The organism is Achromobacter sp. 2789STDY5608615 (assembly GCF_001298995.1).
In the GTDB taxonomy this organism is placed as follows: domain Bacteria; phylum Pseudomonadota; class Gammaproteobacteria; order Burkholderiales; family Burkholderiaceae_B; genus Achromobacter; species Achromobacter insuavis.
Map to the genome: position 1 here is coordinate 59,469 of NZ_CYTY01000029.1, position 19,913 is coordinate 79,381.

13 protein-coding genes and 2 pseudogenes are annotated in these 19,913 nt (G+C 69.6%); 8 read left to right on the forward strand and 7 right to left on the reverse strand.

Annotation, left to right across the window (positions count from 1 at the left end; all coding sequences use genetic code 11):
* On the reverse strand, positions 1-630 hold a 630-nt coding region (locus AOZ49_RS33060; RefSeq protein WP_054477842.1), incomplete at its 3' end, for a copper resistance protein NlpE N-terminal domain-containing protein.
* A 193-nt stretch (positions 631-823) separates the two neighbouring features.
* On the opposite strand from AOZ49_RS33060, the gene AOZ49_RS22420 reads away from it, so the two are divergent.
* The 7 genes and pseudogenes from AOZ49_RS22420 to AOZ49_RS22450 all read left to right on the forward strand — a co-directional run bounded on the left by AOZ49_RS22420 (position 824) and on the right by AOZ49_RS22450 (position 12,387).
* Entirely contained in the window at positions 824-1,678 is an 855-nt protein-coding gene (locus AOZ49_RS22420) for a prepilin peptidase (RefSeq protein ID WP_054477844.1), read from the forward strand.
* Between the two features lie 84 nt (positions 1,679-1,762).
* Complete coding sequence (coaE, locus tag AOZ49_RS22425; RefSeq protein WP_054433209.1) at positions 1,763-2,410, forward strand: dephospho-CoA kinase; 648 nt, start codon at positions 1,763-1,765, stop codon at positions 2,408-2,410.
* A 42-nt stretch (positions 2,411-2,452) separates the two neighbouring features.
* Entirely contained in the window at positions 2,453-3,205 is a 753-nt protein-coding gene (gene zapD / locus AOZ49_RS22430; protein WP_054433256.1) for a cell division protein ZapD, read from the forward strand.
* Positions 3,206-3,340: 135 nt separating this feature from the next.
* Positions 3,341-4,603 (forward strand): annotated as a pseudogene (locus AOZ49_RS31910) (MdtA/MuxA family multidrug efflux RND transporter periplasmic adaptor subunit); the annotation flags it as partial.
* Positions 4,604-4,637: 34 nt separating this feature from the next.
* Positions 4,638-7,736 carry an MdtB/MuxB family multidrug efflux RND transporter permease subunit gene (locus tag AOZ49_RS22440; protein ID WP_054477848.1) on the forward strand — a complete coding sequence of 1,033 codons (3,099 nt, stop codon included), beginning with the start codon at positions 4,638-4,640 and terminating at the stop codon, positions 7,734-7,736.
* Positions 7,733-10,843: a multidrug efflux RND transporter permease subunit gene (locus AOZ49_RS22445; protein ID WP_054477850.1), complete on the forward strand. Its 3,111-nt coding sequence runs from the start codon at positions 7,733-7,735 to the stop codon at positions 10,841-10,843. Before AOZ49_RS22440 ends, AOZ49_RS22445 begins: the two co-directional genes overlap by 4 nt.
* Positions 10,840-12,387, forward strand: coding sequence for an efflux transporter outer membrane subunit (locus tag AOZ49_RS22450; protein WP_054477851.1), 1,548 nt, complete (start codon positions 10,840-10,842; stop codon positions 12,385-12,387). The genes AOZ49_RS22445 and AOZ49_RS22450 overlap by 4 nt, the downstream gene beginning before the upstream one ends.
* 64 nt (positions 12,388-12,451) lie before the next feature.
* Here AOZ49_RS22450 and AOZ49_RS22455 read toward each other — a convergent pair whose 3' ends face one another.
* The 6 genes and pseudogenes from AOZ49_RS22455 to AOZ49_RS22480 all read right to left on the reverse strand — a co-directional run bounded on the left by AOZ49_RS22455 (position 12,452) and on the right by AOZ49_RS22480 (position 18,411).
* Entirely contained in the window at positions 12,452-13,117 is a 666-nt protein-coding gene (locus tag AOZ49_RS22455) for a TetR/AcrR family transcriptional regulator (RefSeq protein WP_054477854.1), read from the reverse strand.
* A gap of 179 nt (positions 13,118-13,296) precedes the next feature.
* Positions 13,297-14,259, reverse strand: a complete 963-nt coding sequence (locus AOZ49_RS22460; RefSeq protein WP_054433219.1) for a Nudix family hydrolase — start codon at positions 14,257-14,259, stop codon at positions 13,297-13,299.
* Positions 14,252-15,119, reverse strand: a pseudogene (locus tag AOZ49_RS22465) (ATP-binding protein). Before AOZ49_RS22465 ends, AOZ49_RS22460 begins: the two are co-directional and overlap by 8 nt.
* A 300-nt stretch (positions 15,120-15,419) precedes the next feature.
* On the reverse strand, positions 15,420-16,646 hold the full coding sequence (gene argJ, locus AOZ49_RS22470) for a bifunctional glutamate N-acetyltransferase/amino-acid acetyltransferase ArgJ (protein ID WP_054477855.1): 1,227 nt from the start codon (positions 16,644-16,646) through the stop codon (positions 15,420-15,422).
* 121 nt (positions 16,647-16,767) lie between these two features.
* The gene (locus tag AOZ49_RS22475; protein ID WP_054477857.1) at positions 16,768-17,808 is read right to left on the reverse strand and encodes a hypothetical protein; all 1,041 of its coding nucleotides are present in this window, start codon (positions 17,806-17,808) and stop codon (positions 16,768-16,770) included.
* Positions 17,809-17,916: 108 nt separating this feature from the next.
* Positions 17,917-18,411 (reverse strand): MarR family winged helix-turn-helix transcriptional regulator, encoded by a 495-nt coding sequence (locus AOZ49_RS22480; protein ID WP_054477859.1) that lies wholly within the window; start codon positions 18,409-18,411, stop codon positions 17,917-17,919.
* Positions 18,412-18,721: 310 nt separating this feature from the next.
* On the opposite strand from AOZ49_RS22480, the gene AOZ49_RS22485 reads away from it, so the two are divergent.
* Complete coding sequence (locus AOZ49_RS22485; protein ID WP_054433227.1) at positions 18,722-19,885, forward strand: ABC transporter substrate-binding protein; 1,164 nt, start codon at positions 18,722-18,724, stop codon at positions 19,883-19,885.
* The last annotated feature ends 28 nt before the right edge of the window (positions 19,886-19,913 follow it).

Below are 19,913 nucleotides of genomic sequence, written 5' to 3' on the forward strand. Positions count from 1 at the left end.
CACGAATTCGACCCGCATGTTGCCCTTGCTGTCGAGCAGCAGGACGCGCGGCGGGCGCTCGTCGGTGGCGTCCCAGCAGCCTTGCTCGACGATCGGCGCGGCCTTCTGGGGATCGTTTTCCAGGTAGGCGGTGCGGCCGCGCCAGCGGCCGTTGGGCGCCAGGGTCAGGGTGACGCGTTGCGCCGTGCATTGCATGGCGGGCGAGAAACACGGCAGGGTGCCCATGTAGGTCTGCGGCTGCGGCACCAGGCTGTTGGCGGCGGCGCTCTGCGCGGCGGCGGGCGCCGGAACGGGCGCGGGGGCCGCGGCGGCGCCGCTGTCCGCGCCTTCCGGCACGGGCTGGCCGTCCTCGGTGGTGGCGCCCTGGGCCGCGGCGGCCTGGGTCGGGGTCTTCTTCTGGTCGGGTTTCAGCGCGATCTGCACCTGCGAGGGCGCCCGCAGCACGGTGCGGTAGCCGGCGCCGGAACCCTGGTACTGGGCGTCGGTGACGGTGCTTTCGACCGGAGGATCGTAATAGCCTTCGGTGCGTTGCTGGGCGCAGCCCGCGGCACCCAGCACCGTGCCCGCTAGCAGCAGCCCCATCATGCTGAGTTTGCGGGGGCGGGTAAGGATTTCGACGCGCGCGGCCATGGCAGCTGATCCGTAAGTTGAGTCTGTCTCCGATTTTACGCACTTATGCGAAGATTCGATACGATCCCCATCATCCTGAAAGGCGTTGCCGGCACTTTATGCACAAATTACGACACGGCTCCCGGCTGCCCGCCCGCCGCCTTGCCGCCAGCGCTCGCGCGCCGGCGCGACGGACCGCGTCGCGGGAGCGCGCATGACGCTGTGGCATGTCTTCCCGGTGCCGCTGGCGGCGTTCATCGCGCTGGCCGCGCTGGCCGGCCTGCTGGTCGGCGGCTGGCTGACTCGGGTGACTTACCGCCTGCCGCGCATGATGGAGCGCGAGTGGCAGGCGCAGTGCCAGGAGGCCGCGGGCCAGGCCCGGCCGGCCGCCGATTCCGGCCTGCTGGCGCCGGCCTCGCATTGCCCGAGCTGTGAGACCCCGGTGACCGGCTGGCGCCGCCTGCCGCTGCTGGGCTGGCTGGCGCTGCGCGGCCGCTGCGCCGCATGCGGGGCCGGGATCGGCTGGCGCTATCCCGCCATCGAGTCGATCACCTGCCTCCTGTTCGCCGCCTGCGCCTGGCGTTTCGGCGCCACGCCCATCGCGCTGTGCGCCATGGGCCTGTCGGCGGCGCTGGTGGCGCTGGCCTGGATCGACCTGGAATCGACCCTGCTGCCGGACGCGATCACGCTGCCGCTGGCCTGGGCCGGTCTGCTGGTGAATCTGTTCGACGCCTTCACGCCGCTGTCGATGGCGGTGGTGGGCGCGGTGGCCGGCTACCTGTTCCTGTGGGTTATCTTTCATGCATTCCGGCTGCTGACCGGCCGCGAAGGCATGGGCTACGGCGATTTCAAGCTGCTGGCGGCGCTGGGCGCCTGGTTCGGCGTCGGCGCCTTGCCGATGCTGCTGCTGGGCGCGTCGGTGGTCGGCGTGGTGGTGGGCGGCGCCCTGACGCTCAGCGGCCGGGCCAGCCGCGGCCAGGCGCTGCCGTTCGGCCCGTACCTGGCATTGGCGGGCGTGGCGGTGCTGCTGCTGGGCGGCGAGCAGGGCCTGGGATGGTTGCTGCATTGAATTGAACGCGCGCGCGGCCAGCGGCGGCTCGCGCCCGATGGCGCGGCGGTCCTGTCCGGTCCGTGCCGCAAACGAAGGACGAACATGTTCAAGATCGGTCTGACAGGGGGCATCGGCTCGGGCAAATCGCGCGTGGCCGACATGCTGGGCGAATGGGGCGCGTCGGTGGTCGATACCGATGAGATCGCGCGCGCGCTGACCGCGGCCGGCGGCGCCGCGATGCCCGCCATCGAACGCGAATTCGGGCCCGACGCGCTGACGCCGGCCGGCGCCCTCGACCGCGACTGGATGCGCGAGCGCGCGTTTGCGGATCCGCAGGTCCGCCTGCGCCTGGAAGCCATCCTGCACCCGGCCATCGGCCACGAAACCGAACGCCAGGCCGAGGCCGCGCAAGGCGCCTATCTGGTGTTCGTGGTGCCGTTGCTGGTCGAGTCGATCGGGCGTTGGCGCGACCGCGTCGACCGCATCTGCGTGGTCGATTGCGATCCCGACACGCAGGTGGCCCGCGTGCAGTCGCGCAGCGGGCTGACGGACTCAGCCATCCGGCGTATCATGGCGGCACAGGCTGCGCGGGCGGACCGGCTCGAAGTCGCGGACGACGTCATCGACAATGGCGGCGCGACATCGCCGGAGCAATTGCGCGTGCAGGCGAAGACCCTGCATGATCGCTGGCTCACGTTGGCGGCCACGACGGGCCGGCAAGCCCCGGGCTTGGCCGGCACCCCTGAATAATCTCGGCCCGCCGGCCGACCTCTGATGGGCCTGTTTACAAGCGTGATTGTTTACGAATATCCCTTCAATGAGCGCATCCGCGCCTACCTGCGGCTTGAATACCTGTTCGACAGGTTGTTCTTCTTTGCCCGCGAGGGGGATTCACGCCAGCACCAGGTCGCCGTCACCTCGTTGTTCGACCTGCTCGATGTCTGCGAGCGCACCGACGTCAAAGGCTCGGTGCTGCAGGACCTCGAACGCCAGCGCGTGGCGCTGGTGGGCCTGCGCGACCACCCCGGGGTGGCGCAGGACGCGCTCGAAGGCATGCTGCGCGAACTCGAAAAAGTGGCCTCGGCCCTGGCGGCGCCCGGCAAGACCGGCCAATCCCTGCGCGAGAACGAATGGCTCACCAGCCTGCGCGGCCGCCTGGCCGTGCCCGGCGGCGCGACCCAGGTCGACATGCCGTCGTACTACGCCTGGCAGCACAAGTCCGAAGCCGCGCGCTGCGCCGACCTGCAGGCCTGGCTGGCGCCCTTCACCGCCCTGAACGACGGCCTGACCCTGGCGCTGCGCCTGTTGCGCGAGTCCGGACGCAAGACCGACATCGTGGCCGAGCAGGGCGCCTACCAGGAGATGCTGGGCGGCAAGCAGTTCCAGCTGCTGCGCGTCTGGGTCGATCCGGCGCAGGGGGTCTTTCCCGAGATCAGCGCGAACAAGTACATGATCTGGATCCGCTTTTCGACCCAGGACGGCGAATTCAAGCCCCAGCAGGTGGCGCGCAGCATCCCCTTCCAGATCACGCTCTGCAATTCGTAGTCCGGCGGGCGCGGGCGGGGGGCATCCCGCCCCGATTCCTGTTGCGGCCGATTTCAGCAGTAACGGACAATGGCTGAAATGTCGGTCGTCTAGGTCACAATACGGCTTTCTCCGTCAGTGCCGGAACCGTTCCCCATGTCCGATAGCCGTCCCGTTTCTCCGCCCTCTCGCTGGACCCGCCGCAGAATCATCGGGTTAGCGGTGCTTTTGCTGGTGGTGGCCGGCATCGCCTGGCTGGCGTTGCGGCCGGCGGCCAAGCCGGGCGGCGGCGGCCCCGGCGGGCGCTCCGGCGGCGGACGGCCCAACATGGCCGCGGCCATGGCCAACCTGGCCGTGCCGGTGCGGGTGGCCAGCGCCGTGACGCAGGACATCGACATCTTCCTCAAATCCCTGGGCACCGTGACCGCCTACAACACCGTCACCGTGCGCAGCCGCGTCAGCGGCGAACTGGTCGACGTGCCGTTCCAGGAAGGCCAGCAGGTCAAGGCCGGCGACCTGCTGGCGCAGGTCGACCCGCGCGCCTTCCAGGTGGCCCTGGACCAGGCCCGCGGCACCCAGATGCAGAACCTGGCGCTGCTGGAGAACGCGCGCCGCGACCTGCAGCGCTACCAGGCCCTGTTCAAGCAGGACTCGATCGCCAAGCAGCAGGTCGACACCCAGGCCGCGCTGGTGCGCCAATACGAAGGCACCATCAAGAGCGACCAGGCCAATGTCGACAATGCCCGCCTGCAGCTGGACTACGCCCGCATCACCGCGCCGATCAGCGGCCGGCTGGGCCTGCGCCAGGTCGACCGCGGCAACCTGGTGTCCAGCTCGGACACCAACGGCCTGGTGGTGATCACCCAGACGCAGCCGATCTCGGTGGTCTTCACGCTGCCCGAGACGCAACTGCCGGAAGTGCGCGCCGAGCTGGCCGAGGGCAAGACCCTGGCGGTGGAGGCCTACGACCGCGCCGATACCCGCCGCATCGCCTCCGGCACGCTGGCGACGCTGGACAACCAGATCGACGTCACCACCGGCACCCTCAAGCTCAAGGCCAAATTCGAGAACCAGGACGACGCGCTGTTCCCCAACCAGTTCGTCAACGTGCGCCTGCACGTGCTGACGCGCAAGGGCGTGATGGCGATCCCGACGGCGGCGGTGCAGCAGGGGTCGGCCGGCGCCTTCGTGTTCCTGGTGCAGCCGGACAACACCGTGCAGGTCAAGCAGGTCAAGCTGGGCGCCATCAACAATGGCATGGTGGCCGTGAACGAGGGCCTGCAGCCGGGCGACCGCGTCGTGACCGAAGGCACCGACCGCCTGCGCGCCGGCGCCAAGGTCGACGTGGTGGGCGGCGACGAGGTGATTCCCGCCGCCAAGGACAAGTCGCTGGGCGGGGGGGCGCGCCGGCGGGCACCACGCCCGCGACGCGATAAGCGGGGGGGGCCACGCCGTGAGCCCGTCGCGCCTGTTCATCCTGCGGCCCGTGGCCACCACGCTGTCGATGGTGGCCATCCTGATCGCCGGCTTCATCGCCTACCGCCTGCTGCCGGTCTCGGCCCTGCCCGAAGTCGATTACCCCACCATCCAGGTGACCACGCTGTATCCGGGCGCCAGCCCGGACGTGATGACGTCGCTGGTGACCTCGCCGCTGGAGCGGCAGTTCGGCCAGATGCCGGGCCTGAACCAGATGTCGTCGACCAGCTCGGGCGGCGCCTCGGTCATCACCATGCAGTTCAACCTGACGCTGCCGCTGGACGTGGCCGAACAGCAGGTGCAGGCCGCCATCAACGCGGCGTCGAACCTGCTGCCCAGCGACCTGCCGGTGCCGCCGACGTACAACAAGGTCAACCCGGCCGACGCGGCGGTGCTGACGCTGGCGATCACCTCGCCCACCATGCCGCTGCCGCAGGTGCGCGACCTGGTGGACACGCGGGTGGCGCAGAAGCTGTCGCAGATTCCGGGCGTGGGCCTGGTGAGCGTGGCGGGCGGGCAGCGCCCGGCCGTGCGCGTGCAGGTCAATCCGCAGGCGCTGGCGGCCAACGGCCTGGGGCTGACCGACCTGCGCACCGCGGTGGTGGGCGCCAACGTCAACCAGCCCAAGGGCAACCTGGACGGGCCGCTGCGCTCGACCACCATCAACGCCAATGACCAGCTCAAGTCGCCGACCGACTACAACGACCTGATCATTGCCTACAAGAACAACGCGCCGCTGCGCCTGTCGGACGTGGCGCGCGCGGTCGAGGGCGCCGAGGACACGCGCCAGGCCGCCTGGGCCGGCGACAAGCCCGCCATCCTGCTCAACATCCAGCGCCAGCCCGGCGCCAACGTCATCGACGTGGTCAACCGCATCCAGGCGCTGCTGCCGCAACTGCGCGCCGCGCTGCCGGCCACGCTGGACGTGACGGTGGTGTCGGACCGCACCCAGACCATCCGCGATTCGGTGGCCGACGTACAGTTCGAGATGCTGCTGGCGGTGGCGCTGGTGGTGATGGTGACCTTCGTGTTCCTGCGCAGCATCACGGCGACGCTGATTCCCAGCGTGGTGGTGCCGCTGTCGCTGGTGGGCACGTTCGGCATCATGTACCTGGCCGGTTTCTCCATCAACAACCTGACGCTGATGGCGCTGACCATCGCCACCGGCTTCGTGGTGGACGACGCCATCGTCATGATCGAGAACATCGCCCGCCACATCGAAGAGGGCGAGACGCCGCTGCAGGCCGCGCTCAAGGGCGCCTCGCAGATCGGCTTCACGCTGATCTCGCTGACCTTCTCGCTGATCGCGGTGCTGATCCCGCTGCTGTTCATGACCGAGGTGGTGGGGCGGCTGTTCCGCGAGTTCGCCATCACGCTGGCGGTGTCGATCCTGATCTCGCTGGTGGTGTCGCTGACGCTGACGCCGATGATGTGCGCGCGCCTGTTGCGCGCCGAGTCCGAGCAGAAGCACGGCCGCTTCCACCAGGTCACCGGGGCCTTCATCGACCGCACCATCGCCGCCTACGACCGCATGCTGCAGAAGGTGCTGCGCCACCAGCCGCTGACGCTGCTGGTGGCGCTGGCGACCTTCGCGCTGACGGTGCTGCTGTACATCCTGATTCCCAAGGGCTTCTTCCCGCAGCAGGACACCGGGCTGATCCAGGCCATCACGCAGGCGCCGCAGTCGATTTCCTTCTCCGCCATGGCCGAGCGCCAGCAGGCCGCGGCGCGGCTGGCGCTGGAGGGTCCCGATGTGCAGGCGGTGTCGTCGTTCATCGGCGTGGACGGCAGCAACGCCACCCTCAGCGCCGGCCGCATGCAGATTGCGCTGAAGCCGCAGTCCGAGCGCAAGGGCGACCTGCCGACCGTGATGGCGCGGCTGCAGGAGGCCTTCGGCAAGCAGGACGGCGTGACCGTCTACATGCAGCCGGTGCAGGACCTGACCATCGAGGACCGGGTCAGCCGCACGCAGTACCAGATGACGCTGTCCAACCCGGACCTGAAGGTGCTGAGCGAATGGACGCCCAAGCTGATCGACCGGCTGCGCCAGGTGCCGGGCCTGAAGGACGTGACCGATGACCTGCAGGACGACGGCCTGCAGACCTGGGTCGAGATCGACCGCGACGCGGCTTCGCGGCTGGGCATCACGGCGGCGGTGGTGGACGAGGCGCTGTACGACGCCTTCGGCCAGCGCCTGATCTCGACCATCTTCACCCAATCCAACCAGTACCGCGTGGTGCTGGAGGTGCAGCCGCAGTTCCAGATGAACCCGGCCTCGCTCGGCCAGATCCACGTGCCGACCTCCACCGGGGCGCAGGTGCCGCTGTCGTCCATCGCCCGCATCACCGAGGGCAAGACGGTGCTGGCGGTGAACCGGCTGGACCAGTTCCCGATGGTCACGGTGTCGTTCAACCTGGCGCATGGCGCGTCGCTGTCGGCCGCGGTCGAGGCGATCACCGCGGCCGAGGCCGAGATCGGCATGCCGGCCAGCGTCGAGACGCGCTTCCAGGGCGCCGCGCTGGCGTTCCAGAACTCGCTGTCGAGCACGCTGTGGCTGATCCTGGCGGCGATCGTCACCATGTACATCGTGCTGGGCGTGCTGTACGAAAGCTACATCCACCCGATCACCATCCTGTCGACGCTGCCGTCGGCCGGGGTGGGGGCGTTGCTGGCGCTGCTGATCAGCGGCACCGAGCTCGACATGATCGGCATCATCGGCATCATCCTGCTGATCGGCATCGTCAAGAAGAACGCCATCATGATGATCGACTTCGCGCTCGACGCCGAGCGCAAGCGCGGCCTGTCGCCGCGCGCGGCGATCCATGAGGCGGCGCTGCTGCGCTTCCGGCCGATCCTGATGACCACGCTGGCGGCGCTGTTCGGCGCGCTGCCGCTGATGCTGTCGACGGGCACCGGCGCCGAGCTGCGCCAGCCGCTGGGCCTGGTGATGGTGGGCGGCCTGCTGCTGAGCCAGGTGCTGACGCTGTTCACCACGCCGGTGATCTACCTGATGTTCGACCGCATGTCGCGGCGCTGGCGCGGCATGCGCGAGGCGCGCGCCGGGAGCGCGCCGTGATCCTGTCGGCGCCCTTCATCGTCCGGCCGGTGGCGACCACGCTGCTGTCGCTGGCGATCGTCCTGGCCGGCATGCTGTCGTTCTTCCTGCTGCCGGTGGCGCCGCTGCCGCAGGTGGACATTCCCACCATTTCGGTGTCGGCCAGCCTGCCGGGCGCCAGCCCCGAGACCATGGCCTCCAGCGTCGCCACGCCGCTGGAACGCTCGCTGGGCAGCATCGCCGGCGTGACCGAGATGACCTCCAGCAGCACCCAGGGCTCGACCCGCGTGACGCTGCAGTTCGACCTGTCGCGCGACATCAATGGCGCGGCGCGCGACGTGCAGGCGGCCATCAACGCCGCCCGCTCGCTGCTGCCGACCAGCCTGCGCAGCAATCCCACGTACCACAAGTCCAATCCGTCCGACGCGCCCATCATGACGCTGGCGATGACCTCCGACACGCTGAGCCAGGGCCAGATGTACGACCTGGCCTCGACCATCGTGGCGCAGAAGCTGTCGCAGGTGGACGGGGTGGGCGAAGTGACGGTGGGCGGCAGCTCGCTGCCGGCGGTGCGCGTGACGGTGCTGCCGGGTGCGCTGGCCAACCGCGGCGTCTCGCTCGACGACGTGCGCACGGCGCTGGCCAACGCCAACGCCAACCGCCCCAAGGGCGTGCTGGAAAACGACCAGTACCACTGGCAGGTGATGGTCAACGACCAGCTCAGCCGCGCCGAGCAGTACCGGCCGCTGATCGTGGCCTGGCGCGACGGCGCGCCGGTGCGCGTGTCGGACGTGGCCAAGGTCGAGGATTCGGTCGAGGACCTGTACCAGACCGGCTTCTACAACCAGCGCAACGCGATCCTGATGATCGTGCGACGCCAGGCCGACGCCAACATCATCGAGACCGTGGACGCGGTGCGGGCCCAGCTGCCGGTGCTGCTGGCGCTGATGCCGGCCGACGTGCAGCTGGCCGTGGCGCAGGACCGCACGCCCAGCATCCGCGCCTCGCTGCACGAGGCCGAGCTGACGCTGGTCATCGCGGTGGGCCTGGTGGTGCTGGTGGTGCTGCTGTTCCTGCGGCGCTGGCGCGCGGCGATCATTCCCAGCGTCGCGGTGCCGGTGTCGCTGATCGGCACCTTCTGCATCATGTATCTGTGCGGCTTCACGCTCAACACCATCTCGCTGATGGCGCTGATCGTGGCCACCGGCTTCGTGGTGGACGACGCCATCGTGGTGCTCGAGAACATCATGCGCCACGTCGAGAACGGCATGTCGCCGATGCGGGCGGCGCTGCGCGGCTCGCGCGAGGTGGGCTTCACCGTGCTGTCGATGAGCCTGTCGCTGGTGGCGGTGTTCATTCCGATCCTGCTGATGGGCGGGGTGGTGGGACGCCTGTTCCGTGAATTCGCGGTGACGCTGTCGGCGTCCATCATGGTGTCGCTGGTGGTGTCGCTGACCCTGACGCCGATGATGTGCGCGCGCCTGCTCAAGGCCGAACCCAAGGAGCCGAAGCCGCCGGGCCGCCTGGCGCGCTGGGCCGAGGGCGGCTTCGCCTGGATGCAGGACGGCTACCGCCGCAGCCTGGCCTGGGCGCTGGCGCACGGCCGGCTGATGATGCTGATCCTGGCGGCGGCGGTGGGCCTGAACGTGTATCTGTACACGGCGGTGCCCAAGGGCTTCTTTCCGCAGCAGGACACCGGCCAGCTGCTGGGTTTCTTCCGGGTCGACCAGGGCACCTCGTTCCAGGCCACGGTGCCCAAGCTGGAGGCGCTGCGCAAGGTGGTGCTGGCCGATCCGGCGGTGCAAAGCATGACCGGCTTCGCCGGCGGGCGCGGCGGCAGCAACAGCAGCTTCATGCAGATCCAGCTCAAGCCGCTGGCCGAGCGCGGCGTGTCGGCCGACCAGGTCATCAACCGCCTGCGGGCGCGGCTGCAGAACATGCCGGGCGCGCGCATGTTCCTGGTGTCGCAGCAGGACATCCGCATCGGCGGCCGCCAGAGCCAGGGCTCGTACGACTACACCCTGATGTCCGGCGACCTGCAATTGCTGCGCACCTGGATGCCCAAGGTGCAGCAGGCCATGTCGAAGGTCCCCGAGATCACCGACGTCGACACCGACGTCGAGGACAAGGGCCGCGAGATCAACCTGGTGATCGACCGCGACGCCGCCACGCGGCTGGGCGTGAGCATGTCGACCATCTCCACGGTGCTGAACAATTCCTTCAGCCAGCGCCAGGTGTCGGTGATGTACGGGCCGCTGAACCAGTATCACGTGGTGCTGGGGGTGGACCAGAAGTTCGCGCAGGATATCGAGTCGCTCAAGCAGGTCGAGGTGATCACGTCGGCCGGCACGCGCGTGCCGATGGCGGCCTTCGCCCGCTTCGAGAACGCCAACGCGCCGCTCAGCGTGCAGCACCAGGGCCTGTTCGTGGCCGACACGGTGTCGTTCAGCCTGGCGCCGGGCGTGTCGCTGGGGCAGGCCACCGCCGCCATCGACGCCGCGGTGGCGCGCATCGGCCTGCCGTCGGATCAGATCCAGGCCGGCTTCCAGGGCACGGCGGCGGCGCTGCAGCAGACGCTGGCGCAGCAGCCGTGGCTGATCCTGGCCGCGCTGGTCACCATGTATATCGTGCTGGGCATCCTGTACGAGAGCTTCGTGCATCCGCTGACGATCCTGTCGACGCTGCCGTCGGCCGGGCTGGGCGCGCTGCTGGCCCTGCTGCTGGTGCGCACCGATTTCACGCTGATCGCCCTGATCGGGGTGTTCCTGCTGATCGGCATCGTCAAGAAGAATGCCATCATGATGGTGGACTTCGCGCTCGAGGCCGAGCGCAATCAGGGCATGGCGCCCAAGGAAGCCATCTTCCAGGCCTGCCTGACGCGCTTCCGGCCGATCATGATGACGACCATGGCCGCCATCTTTGGCGCGCTGCCGCTGGTGGTGGCCACCGGCGCTGGCGTCGAGATGCGCCAGCCGCTGGGCATTACCATCGTGGGCGGGCTGGTGCTGAGCCAGATCCTGACGCTGTACACCACTCCGGTGGTCTATCTCTACCTTGACCGTTTCCGCCTCTGGGCCGCGCGCGGGCGCGCCCGGCGCGGCGGGGCCGCTTCGATAGAACAACTATGATCCGCAACGCCAAGCCTTTCCCTTCCGTCTTTCTGCCGCGCGCCGGCATCACGCTGGCGTTGTGCGCCGCGCTGGCCGCCTGCGCCGTCGGCCCTGACTACCAGCGGCCGGCGCTGGACGTGGGCGCGGCCTACAAGGAAGGGCAGGACGAAGTGCCCGGCTGGAAGCGCGCCGAACCGCGCGATGACGCCGACCGCGGCCAGTGGTGGCGCGTCTATGACGACGCCACGCTCAATGGCCTGGTGGACGCGCTCAACACGTCGAACCAGACCATCGCCCAGGCCGAGGCCAATTACCGCCAGGCGCTGGGCCTGGTGCGCGGCGCGCGCGCCGGGTTCTTCCCCACCGTGGGCGCGGGCGCCGGCCTGACCCGCTCGGGCAGCGGCGGCGGCAGCGGCGGTTCGTCGTCCTCGTCGTCGGGCGGCGGCAACGTGTCCAACCAGTATTCGCTGACGGGCAGCGTCAGCTGGGAGCTGGACGTGTGGGGCCGCGTGCGCCGCAATGTCGAGGCCTCCGAGGCCAGCGCGTCGGCCAGCCTGGCCGACCTGGCGGCGACCCGCCTGAGCGCGCAGGCCGCGCTGGTGCAGGCCTATCTGCAGTTGCGCGTGCTCGATGAGCAGAAGCGCCTGCTGGACGCGACCGTGGCCGCCTACGAGAAATCGCTGCAACTGACGCAGAACCGCTACAGCGTGGGCGTCGTCGGCCAGGCCGACGTCGCCGTGGCCCGCACCCAGGTCGAGAGCACGCGGGCCCAGTCGATCGATCTGGATTGGCAGCGCGGCCAGTACGAGCACGCCATCGCGGTGCTGATGGGCCAGGCGCCGTCGCATTTCAGCCTGCCGCCGGCGGCGTTCTCGGTGCAGCTGCCGCAGATCCCGGTGGGCCTGCCTTCCGAACTGCTGGAGCGCCGTCCCGACGTGGCCGCCGCCGAGCGCCGCGCCGCCGCCGCCAACGCCCAGATCGGCGTGGCGCAGGCGGCCTGGTTCCCCAGCCTGACGCTGTCGGCCGATGGCGGCTTCCGCAACGGTCAGTTCGCCGAGCTGCTGACCGCCCCGGCGCGCTTCTGGTCGTTGGGGCCGGCGTTGGCCTTGACCATCTTTGACGGCGGCGCGCGCCAGGCACAGGTCGAGCAGGCGCGCGCGTCCTACGACGCGCAGGCCGCGGCTTACCGGCAGGCGGCGCTGACCGGGCTGCGCGAAGTCGAGGACTACCTGATCCAGCTGCGCGTGATGGAGAACGAGCAGACCGTGCAGCGCCGCGCGCTCGAGGCCGCGCGCGAATCGCTGCGGCTGATGCAGAACCAGTACAAGGCCGGGCTGGTGGATTACCTGAGCGTGGCGGTGGTGGACGCCACCGCGCTCAGCAACGAGCGCAGCGCGCTCAGCCTGTATGGCAACCGCCTGGTGGCCAGCGTCAACCTGATCGTTGCCCTGGGCGGCGGCTGGAACGGGCTGCCCGCGCAAGGGGCGGGCGCGGCCGGCGGCGGATCGCAGGCCACGGCGCCCGCCGCGCCGCCTGCCGCTTCGGCGGCGCCCGCCAGATAGACGCGGCGGCGCCAACGGCCGGCGACGGCCCGGTGAGCCGCAACGGCCTGGATCCGGGGCGGACTCAGGCCACGGGCTCGGCGGGCGGCCGCGCTTTCTTGCGGCGCGCCTCCAGGTGGGCCAGGGATTGCTGGTTGAGCGCGTCCGGAAAGCCCTGTTTCACCAGGTGTTCCAGCGCGTCGTTGATGCGCGCCCAGCCTTCCGCCGTGCGCAGCGGCACGCCGAGGAAATGGCTTTCGGTCTTGGCGCGCAGCATCAGGTACAGCACGCCCGCCAGCATCACGCTGACGACGGCGGGCACGTCCATGTCGGGGGTCAGGCCGTCGACGCGGTCGATGAAACCGCGCGCGGCGCGTTCGCGGCGCTCGGCCAGCGGCGCCGACACCTCGTTGCGTTCGATCAGTTCCCAGCGCCGCACTTCGCGCAGCGTCTCGTTGCCGGACAGGGCCTCGATCTGCGCGCGCAGCATCGACAGCACCAGGTCGCCGGGACTGCGCTGGCTGGACTCGTCTGCCGCCAGCAGGTCGGGATTGCGGGTCCAGAAATCCTGTTCCTGCATCCAGGCCAGCATCAGCCCGGGCATGCCGTCGAAATAGCGGTAGATGAGTTCCTTGCTGACGCCGGCGCGCTTGGCGATGGCGTTGATGCCGATGCCTCCCATGCCGGTTTCCTTGATCTGCTCTTCGAGCGCCTGCAGGATCTGGCGCTCGGTATTCTCACGTCGGGACATGGGCCGGTTCCTTCTTGGTGAGGTGGGAGCGGACGGGGTCCGGTGAACCGGGCACCCGGCCGTCGGCCGCAACCGCCGCTGGTGTGCGGGGGAAGGGCCGATGTGGCTGCCATCTTGCCAGACTTCGCGGTTCCGGCAGAGGGGCCGGGCCGGCGTTGCCGGCTGCCGGCCCGCGGGCGTCAGATCAGGCCGCGGATGCCGGCGATGCCGTGCGCGCCGTGGCGCAGGGCGTGCGAGACCGTCTGGGCGGATTGCCCGCCCAGCGCGAACACCGGAATGCCGGCGTCGCGGTTGCCTTCGACGAAGCCGTCCCAGCCCAGCGTCGGCGCGCCGGGATGGCTGGGGGTGTCCAGCACCGGGCCGAGCACGGCGAAGTCCGCGCCCAGTTCGCGCGCATGCACCACCTGCGCGTTGTCGTGCGCCGAGACGCCGACCAGCGCGCCGGCCGGCAATTCGGGGCGGGTGGTCAGCCGCGCGGCGTCGGCGCCGCGCAGGTGCACGCCATCGGCCTCGCGCCACCAGGCGGCCGGATGGGCGCTGTTGACCAGCACCCGCGCGCCCGCGGCGCGGCAGCGCTTGACGATCTGCTGCAGCGCCTCGTGCAGCGAGGCCGAGGCCGGGCCGTCGGGCCACTGCGGTTCACGCAGCTGCACCAGTTTGACGCCGCGCGCCAGTGCCGCGTCCAGCCGGTCCAGGAAGGCCGACAGGCCGGCGCGCGCGCCGATGGAACTGATGCCGTAGGCCGTCGGCAGCTGCAGCCAGCGCAGCGGCGGCAGCGTGGCCGGCAGCAGGTCGCCGACCGACGCGGCGTTGGCCGGGTCGACCCATTCCAGGCGCTGGTTCTCCAGGCTGCGCGGCTCGCCTTCCCAGCCGGTGACGTGGCAGAACGCCAGGCGCACCGTGGTGTGGGGGTAGGCGTGCACATAGGTCACCCACGGCCGCGACTGCGTCACGCGGATGCCGATCTCTTCCTGCAGTTCGCGCGCCAGCGCCTGCAGCACGGTCTCGCCGGGTTCGAGCTTGCCGCCGGGCAGCTCCCACCAGCCCGACCAGGGCTTGCCTTCGGGACGTTGCCCCAGCAGCAGCATGCCGTCCGGACGCAGGATCAGGCCGGCGGCGACATCGATGATTTTGTCAGACATGGCGGGCAGCCCAGTCACGGGCGAATTGGTAGGCGACGCGGCCCGAGCGCGAACCGCGCTCGATGGTCCATTGCAGCGCCTCGGTGCGCGACGGCTCGATCTGGTCTTCCGGGCAGCCCAGCTCGCGCAGCCAGTGGTAGACGATGTCGAGGTAGTCGTCCTGCTTGAAGGGATAGAACGACAGCCACAGGCCGAAGCGCTCGGACAGCGAGATCTTTTCCTCGACGGTTTCGCCGGGGTGGATCTCGCCGTCGGGCTGGTGCTTGGCCTGCAGGTTCTCGCTCATGTATTCCGGCATCAGGTGGCGCCGGTTGGAGGTGGCGTAGATCAGCACGTTGTCGCCCGACGCGGCGACCGAGCCGTCCAGCACGGACTTGAGCGCCTTGTAGCCGGCCTCGCCTTCCTCGAACGACAGGTCGTCGCAGAACACGATGAAGCGTTCGGGGCGCGAGGCCACCAGCTCGACGATGTCGGCCAGGTCGCCCAGGTCGGACTTGTCGACCTCGATCAGGCGCAGGCCGCGGTCGCCGTGGGCGGCCAGCATGGCCTTGACCAGCGAGCTCTTGCCGGTGCCGCGGGCGCCGGTCATGAGCACGTTGTTGGCGGGCTTCTTGTCGATGAACTGCTGCGTGTTGCGCTCGATGATGCCTTTCTGGCGTTCGATGTGCTGCAGGTCCTCGAGTTCGATGCGGGCCACGTGGCGCACGGCGTCGAGCCAGCCGCGCGAGCCGCGCTTGCGCCAGCGGAACGCGTGGGCGTTCCAGTCGATATCGGGGGGGCGCCGGGGGCAGCCAGGCTTCGAGCTGGGCCAGGACGCGCTCGGCGCGCTGGATGAGGGTGGTGAATTCGGTCGCGGTCACGGTGTGATCCTGGAAGAGCGAACGGGCGGGCCCGGCACCGGGCCCGCGTCGCATTCGCGGGCATCGTCGGAAGAAGAGGGCGCGTGTCCCGCCGCAAGGCGTCGTGGGGACGCGCGCCGCTCAACGGCTGTCACCTGCCGGGGACCGCGGTGATGCCACGGATCCCCCGGGGGCAGTGACCGGCGATGGGTAAGGCGCAGCCACTGGATTTCATTGCTGCCGCCATCCCGCGGAGTCCGGCGCGCCATGGCGCGCCAGCGCCCCGCGCCCGGGGTCAGCCGGGCGGATGGCGGGTCTTGATCAGGAACGGTAGTCGGCGTTGATCGACACGTACTCGTGCGAGAAATCGCAGGTGTAGACGGTGTCGTTGACCTGGCCGCGGCCCAGCGCGATGCGCACGGTGATCTCGGCCTGCTTCATGACGCGCTGGCCGTCGGCTTCCTGGTAGGCCGGATTGCGGCCGCCGTCCTTGGCCACCAGCACGTCGTCGAGCCACAGGCGGATGTTCGACACGTCCAGGTCGTCGATGCCGGCATAGCCGACGGCGGCCAGGATGCGGCCCAGGTTGGGGTCCGAGGCGAAGAAGGCGGTCTTGACCAGCGGCGAGTGGGCCACGGCGTAGGCCACCTTGAGCGCTTCCTCGGTGGTGCCGGCTTCTTCCACGCGGATGGTCATGAACTTGGTGGCGCCTTCGGCGTCGCGCACGATCTTCTGCGCCAGTTCCAGCGCGGCGGCGGTCAGGGCCTCGCGCACGGCGGCGTAGGCGGCGTCCGATTCGGCGTTGACCTCGACGCCCGACTTGCCGGTGGCGACGATGATGAACGAGTCATTGGTGGAGGTGTCGCCATCCACGGTGATGCGGTTGAACGAGGCGTCGGCGATCTCGACCGCCAGCTTGCGCAAGAGCGGCTGGGCGATGCCGGCATCGGTGGCCAGGAAGCTCAGCATGGTCGCCATGTTGGGGCGGATCATGCCGGCGCCCTTGCTGATGCCGGTGAAGGTGACGGCCTTGCCGCCGATCTGGACGCGGCGCGACGAGATCTTGGGCAGCGTGTCGGTGGTCATGATGCCGTGCGCGGCGCTCGACCAGTGGTCGGCGCCCAGGTTGGCGATGGCGCCCGGCAGGCCGGCGAACAGGCGGTCCAGCGGCAGCGGCTCCAGGATCACGCCGGTCGAGAACGGCAGCACCTGGGCGGCGGGCACGCCGAGCAGGCGGCCGAGCTCGGCGCAGGTGTCCTGGGCCTTCTTCAGGCCCTCGGCGCCGGTGCCGGCGTTGGCGTTGCCGGTGTTGATGACGAGCGCGCGGATCGGGCCGCCGTCTGCCAGGTGGGCCTGGCAGACCTGCACCGGGGCGGCGCAGAAGCGGTTGCGGGTGAACACGCCGGCCACGCTGCTGCCTTCGGCCAGGCGGAATACCGTCAGGTCGCGTCGGTTGGCTTTGCGGATGCCGGCCTCGGTGACGCCGATTTCAACGCCGGCAACAGGGAAAATTTCGGACTCGGAGGGGATCTGCAGGTTAACGGCCATGACTTCGTCTCATGAATGAGCAGGACGGAATCGCCGCCAGGACAAGGCGGCGCGCGGGGGAAAGCTTCGTATTATCCCACTGCTTTGCGACAGCCGGCGGCGCCGGCCTGAAAGCCGGTTGTCAGGGAGCGGTCCGCATGGCCGCCACGTCCAGCACGCCGGCCTCGCGGTTGGACAGCACGCGGCGCACGGTGCCGTCGGGCGCCTGCAGCACCGACATGCCGGCGGCGACTTCCTTGCCGTCGGCCTGCCGCGCCGAGCGGCCGCGCGAGGGCGAGAACAGCAGGTCGCCGGGCTGCATGCCGGGCACGCGCGGGCCGGCCGTCAGCATGCGGGTGCCGGTGGGGTAGGTGATGCCGCCGAAGGCGCTTTCGCGCCCCAGGAGGCCCTCGAACGCCAGCAGGCGGCGCTGGGCGTCCAGCGTCATGTCCACCTTCAGCAGCGGCATGCCGTCCACCGACAGCGGCTCGCTGCCCTCGGCGCGCAGCAGCCAGCGCGGCGCCGGGCTGGCCGGGTCCGGGGCGCTGCCGCGCGCGGCGTCGTCGACCTTGAGCCAGGTCCCGGGCGGGATCGGCTGCTGATTCAGGGTGTTGCCGATGGCCAGGTGGCAGCTGGCGAAGCGCGGCTGGCCGCCCAGTATGACGAATTCGACCCGGTGGCCGTGGGCGCAGAGCCAGCCTTCCTGGGCCTGGTCGCGGGCGATCTCGGCCGACAATGCCTCGGGCTGGCGGGCGCTGGCGGGGTAATGGAACAGGCGGGTGGCGCTCAGGCCCTGCACGCTGGCCGGATGGCCTTCCGGGAAGGTGGCGCGGTCGAACGAGGCCGGATCGCCGGCGGTGGTCAGGCGCAGCACCGTGCCGGCCGGCATGTCGATCCCGGCCAGCCGGGTGGGCTGGTCCAGCACGCGGTCCAGGCTGGCGCCCAGGCGGGCGTCGCGCTGGGCGACCAGCCATTGGCTCAGTTGCTGGTAGGGGAAGATGCCGCCGACCAGGGCCAGCAGCGCCATCAGGATCGTGCCGCCGCGGCGATGGTCGCCCAGCCACAGCCGGGCGCCGCGGCTGGTGGCCAGGACGGCCACCCACGTCAGCAGCGTGGACAGGCAGGCCAGCGAGACGGCCATCAGCACGTAGTAATTACCGCCAGGAAGAGATACCGGAATCATGGCGGCAATTATGCGCCAAACCGTTGTCGTTTTTCTGCCGGCCCGAGGGGCCGGCAGGGGCGCAAACGCGCCGGCGGCGGACCGGCCGGGCGGCGCGCGGGACGCGGCTCAGTCGCCGGCGGCGGCCGAGCGGGTGGCGACCGCCTGCAGCTTCAGTTCGCCCAGCGCCTGGAACAGTGCGTTGCGGCTGGCCTCGGGCAGTTCGCCGAACATCGACTTGACCCAGGTCTCGTGGGCCCGCGCCATCTTGGCGAAGCTCTTCCTGCCTTGCGGCGTCAGCTTGATGAGCGAGCTGCGGCGGTCGGACTCGACCTTGGTGCGCACCACCAGGCCTTCCTTTTCGAGCTGGTCGGTGATGCCGGTGATATTGCCGTTGGTCACCATCATGTGGCGCGACAGCTCGCCCATCTTCATGCCCTTGGGCGCGCGCTGCAATTGCGCCATCAGGTCGAAGCGCGGCAGGGTGGTGTCGAACTCGTTGCGCAGCCGGCTGCGGATCTCGCCTTCGATGAGATTGGCGCAGGTCAGCATGCGCAGCCACAGGCGCAGCGCATGGTGATCGTCGGGGGCGGCGCGGGATTCCAGGTCGGGAGCGTCTGTCATGGTCGGGAAGGTTACCGGGAATGCGTGGAGAGGTCTGTATTCTTGAGTATCGGGCCGATGTCGGGTAATGTCCGCGCGGGCGGGCCCGCGCCGTGGATCATTGGTAAAAACCCTAGACTTGTTTTGCCGAATACTTTAAACCTAAACTATGAACCACGCCAGTTCTCCCCATGCCGCACCCCGGGATCGGCTGCTGCGGGCGCCGGTCTGATGGCCGCCTGATCGGGCCGGCAGGCCGGGCATAGAAGTCCTTCGAATCGCAATCCCAGAAAAACACCCTCTGCGCGGCTCGCGCACGGAGCACACCACCATGCGTTTCATCACTTCCCTCGTTGCCGCCGCCGCGTTGATCCCGGCCCTGGCGCACGCCGATCCGGTCAAGGTCGGCATCGCGAATGACATTTCCGGCCCGTTCTCGGCGCTGGGCGCCGAAGCCCGCGATGGCTTCAACCTGGCCATCAAGCAGCTGGGCAGCAAGCTGGGCGGCCAGCCCGCCGAATTCCTGCAGACCGACATGGGCGGCAACCCCGACCAGGCCCGCCAGCTGGTGACGCGCTACATCCAGCGCGACAAGGTGGATTTCTTCACCGGCCCGATCGGCTCGAACGTGGCGCTGGCCGTCGGCCCCGCGCTGTTCGCCGCCAAGGTGCCGTACCTGTCGAACAACCCGGGCCCCAGCCAGTTCGCCGGCGCCCAGTGCAACAACTACTGGTTCGGCTCGTCGTACCAGAACGACGCCTTCCACGAAGCCGCTGGCAAGGTCGCGGCCGACCGCGGCTTCAAGAAGATGTTCATCATGGCCCCGGACTACCCGGCCGGCAAGGATGCGCTGACCGGCTTCAAGCGCGGCTACAAGACCGCCCCGGGCGACGAGGTCTACACCAAGCTCGGCCAGATCGACTATGCCGCCGAGATCGCCCAGATCCGCGCCGCCAAGCCGGACGCGGTCTACATCTTCCTGCCGGGCGGCATGGGCATCAACTTCGTCAAGCAGTTCGTGTCGGCCGGCCTGTCGCAGAGCGTCAAGCTGATCGGCCCGGGCTTCTCGGCCGACGAGGACGTGATCCAGGCCGTGGGCGAGCCGATGCTGGGCATGTACAACACCGCGCAGTGGGCGCATGACCTGGACGTGCCGCAGAACAAGGCCTTCGTCGAGGCCTTCCGCAAGGAATACAACGGCCGCTACCCGTCGGTCTACGCCGCCCAGGCCTATGACGTCATCATGGCCATGGACGCCGCCGTCAAGCAGGCCGGCGGCAAGGCTTCCGACCGCGAGGCCATCGTCCAGGCGCTGGCCAAGGCCGACTACCCCTCGGTGCGCGGCAGCTACACCTACGGCAAGAACCACTACCCCATCCAGGCCTACTACCTGCGCGTGGTCGACAAGGACGCCAACGGCCGCATCACCAACAAGCTGGTCGGTAAGGTGTTCGACAAGTACCAGGACGTCTACGTCGGCGACTGCAAGCTATAAAAGGCGGCGGGACGCGTAAAGCGCCGCG

Bases quoted from the DNA above. Each gene is read 5' to 3' on its own strand.
- AOZ49_RS22475 (WP_054477857.1), bottom strand. From the start codon at position 17,808: ATGATTCCGGTATCTCTTCCTGGCGGTAATTACTACGTGCTGATGGCC.
- AOZ49_RS22485 (WP_054433227.1), top strand. From the start codon at position 18,722: ATGCGTTTCATCACTTCCCTCGTTGCCGCCGCCGCGTTGATCCCGGCC.
- argJ (WP_054477855.1), bottom strand. From the start codon at position 16,646: ATGGCCGTTAACCTGCAGATCCCCTCCGAGTCCGAAATTTTCCCTGTT.
- AOZ49_RS22455 (WP_054477854.1), bottom strand. From the start codon at position 13,117: ATGTCCCGACGTGAGAATACCGAGCGCCAGATCCTGCAGGCGCTCGAA.
- AOZ49_RS22420 (WP_054477844.1), top strand. From the start codon at position 824: ATGACGCTGTGGCATGTCTTCCCGGTGCCGCTGGCGGCGTTCATCGCG.
- coaE (WP_054433209.1), top strand. From the start codon at position 1,763: ATGTTCAAGATCGGTCTGACAGGGGGCATCGGCTCGGGCAAATCGCGC.
- AOZ49_RS22460 (WP_054433219.1), bottom strand. From the start codon at position 14,259: ATGTCTGACAAAATCATCGATGTCGCCGCCGGCCTGATCCTGCGTCCG.
- AOZ49_RS22480 (WP_054477859.1), bottom strand. From the start codon at position 18,411: ATGACAGACGCTCCCGACCTGGAATCCCGCGCCGCCCCCGACGATCAC.
- AOZ49_RS22450 (WP_054477851.1), top strand. From the start codon at position 10,840: ATGATCCGCAACGCCAAGCCTTTCCCTTCCGTCTTTCTGCCGCGCGCC.